Below are 2,500 nucleotides of genomic sequence, written 5' to 3'. Positions count from 1 at the left end.
GCCAGCTAAGGTCCCAAAGTGTGTATTAAGTGGAAAAGGATGTGGAGTTGCTTAGACAACTAGGATGTTGGCTTAGAAGCAGCCACCATTTAAAGAGTGCGTAATAGCTCACTAGTCGAGTGACTCTGCGCCGAAAATGTACCGGGGCTAAATACACCACCGAAGCTGCGAATTGATACCAATGGTATCAGTGGTAGGGGAGCGTTCTAAGTGCAGTGAAGTCAGACCGGAAGGACTGGTGGAGCGCTTAGAAGTGAGAATGCCGGTATGAGTAGCGAAAGACGGGTGAGAATCCCGTCCACCGAATGCCTAAGGTTTCCTGAGGAAGGCTCGTCCGCTCAGGGTTAGTCAGGACCTAAGCCGAGGCCGACAGGCGTAGGCGATGGACAACAGGTTGATATTCCTGTACCACCTCTTTATCGTTTGAGCAATGGAGGGACGCAGAAGGATAGAAGAAGCGTGCGATTGGTTGTGCACGTCCAAGCAGTTAGGCTGATAAGTAGGCAAATCCGCTTATCGTGAAGGCTGAGCTGTGATGGGGAAGCTCCTTATGGAGCGAAGTCTTTGATTCCCCGCTGCCAAGAAAAGCTTCTAGCGAGATAAAAGGTGCCTGTACCGCAAACCGACACAGGTAGGCGAGGAGAGAATCCTAAGGTGTGCGAGAGAACTCTGGTTAAGGAACTCGGCAAAATGACCCCGTAACTTCGGGAGAAGGGGTGCTTTCTTAACGGAAAGCCGCAGTGAATAGGCCCAAGCGACTGTTTAGCAAAAACACAGGTCTCTGCGAAGCCGTAAGGCGAAGTATAGGGGCTGACACCTGCCCGGTGCTGGAAGGTTAAGGAGAGGGGTTAGCGTAAGCGAAGCTCTGAACTGAAGCCCCAGTAAACGGCGGCCGTAACTATAACGGTCCTAAGGTAGCGAAATTCCTTGTCGGGTAAGTTCCGACCCGCACGAAAGGTGTAACGATTTGGGCACTGTCTCAACCAGAGACTCGGTGAAATTATAGTACCTGTGAAGATGCAGGTTACCCGCGACAGGACGGAAAGACCCCGTGGAGCTTTACTGTAGCCTGATATTGAATTTTGGTACAGTTTGTACAGGATAGGCGGGAGCCATTGAAACCGGAGCGCTAGCTTCGGTGGAGGCGCTGGTGGGATACCGCCCTGACTGTATTGAAATTCTAACCTACGGGTCTTATCGACCCGGGAGACAGTGTCAGGTGGGCAGTTTGACTGGGGCGGTCGCCTCCTAAAGTGTAACGGAGGCGCCCAAAGGTTCCCTCAGAATGGTTGGAAATCATTCGTAGAGTGCAAAGGCATAAGGGAGCTTGACTGCGAGACCTACAAGTCGAGCAGGGACGAAAGTCGGGCTTAGTGATCCGGTGGTTCCGCATGGAAGGGCCATCGCTCAACGGATAAAAGCTACCCCGGGGATAACAGGCTTATCTCCCCCAAGAGTCCACATCGACGGGGAGGTTTGGCACCTCGATGTCGGCTCATCGCATCCTGGGGCTGTAGTCGGTCCCAAGGGTTGGGCTGTTCGCCCATTAAAGCGGTACGCGAGCTGGGTTCAGAACGTCGTGAGACAGTTCGGTCCCTATCCGTCGTGGGCGTAGGAAATTTGAGAGGAGCTGTCCTTAGTACGAGAGGACCGGGATGGACGCACCGCTGGTGTACCAGTTGTTCTGCCAAGGGCATAGCTGGGTAGCTATGTGCGGAAGGGATAAGTGCTGAAAGCATCTAAGCATGAAGCCCCCCTCAAGATGAGATTTCCCATAGCGTAAGCTAGTAAGATCCCTGAAAGATGATCAGGTTGATAGGTTCGAGGTGGAAGCATGGTGACATGTGGAGCTGACGAATACTAATAGATCGAGGACTTAACCATATAATATGTAGCAAATGTTATCTAGTTTTGAAGGAATATGCCTTCATAGTTTGGTGATGATGGCAGAGAGGTCACACCCGTTCCCATACCGAACACGGAAGTTAAGCTCTCTAGCGCCGATGGTAGTTGGGACCTTGTCCCTGTGAGAGTAGGACGTCGCCAAGCAAGCTTAAGACGAGTCAGAATGACTCGTCTTTTTTGTGTTTCTAACTACTTATCAGCCTCAAGTACCATTATAATTTGTAAGTAATCCTTATTCTTCTAATCCTCTCATATTCAATTTCTTTCATCATTTTCGATGTGTAGTTTAAGATTTTCTATTTCATTTTTTGTAGAAGTGATCTGCCAGTGTGTTAAAATAGTGCAGTTGTTTTTTTGAGTACTTGAATATAAGAAGATTTAACTTTGAAAAGGAGATAATATGAAAAAGATAGGTGTAATTACTATAGTAGTTTTAGTCCTTCTAGCAATTACTTATATGTTAGTCGGGAATTATTTTTATAATTATGCATTGAATGCAAAACAAGAGAAAGAATTTTTAGAGGATAATCCTCACTTAGTGGAAACAGTGAACGCATCGGGAGGTGTGTTGGCTACAAATGAAGAAAAGGATGCG

1 protein-coding gene and 2 rRNA genes (2 of these 3 only partly in view) are annotated in these 2,500 nt (G+C 48.4%); all 3 read left to right on the top strand.

The features are described 5' to 3' along the window. A 23S ribosomal RNA gene (locus tag QCI44_RS26755) occupies positions 1–1,884 on the top strand; it begins 1,038 nt to the left of the window's first position. Positions 1,885–1,933: 49 nt separating this feature from the next. Then, positions 1,934–2,049: ribosomal RNA gene (gene rrf, locus QCI44_RS26750) — 5S ribosomal RNA — on the top strand. A gap of 256 nt (positions 2,050–2,305) precedes the next feature. Beyond that, on the top strand, positions 2,306–2,500 hold the 5' portion of the coding sequence (locus tag QCI44_RS26745; RefSeq protein WP_098561339.1) for an alpha/beta hydrolase. Its footprint extends 765 nt past the window's final position; the window shows 195 of its 960 coding nt (coding positions 1–195); its start codon is at positions 2,306–2,308; its stop codon lies off the right edge, out of view.

Origin of the sequence: Bacillus cereus group sp. RP37 (assembly GCF_040459695.1) — a bacterium.
GTDB lineage: Bacteria > Bacillota > Bacilli > Bacillales > Bacillaceae_G > Bacillus_A.
The sequence above is the reverse complement of the archived record's forward strand: the minus strand, read 5'-3'. Positions and strand labels throughout refer to the sequence as shown.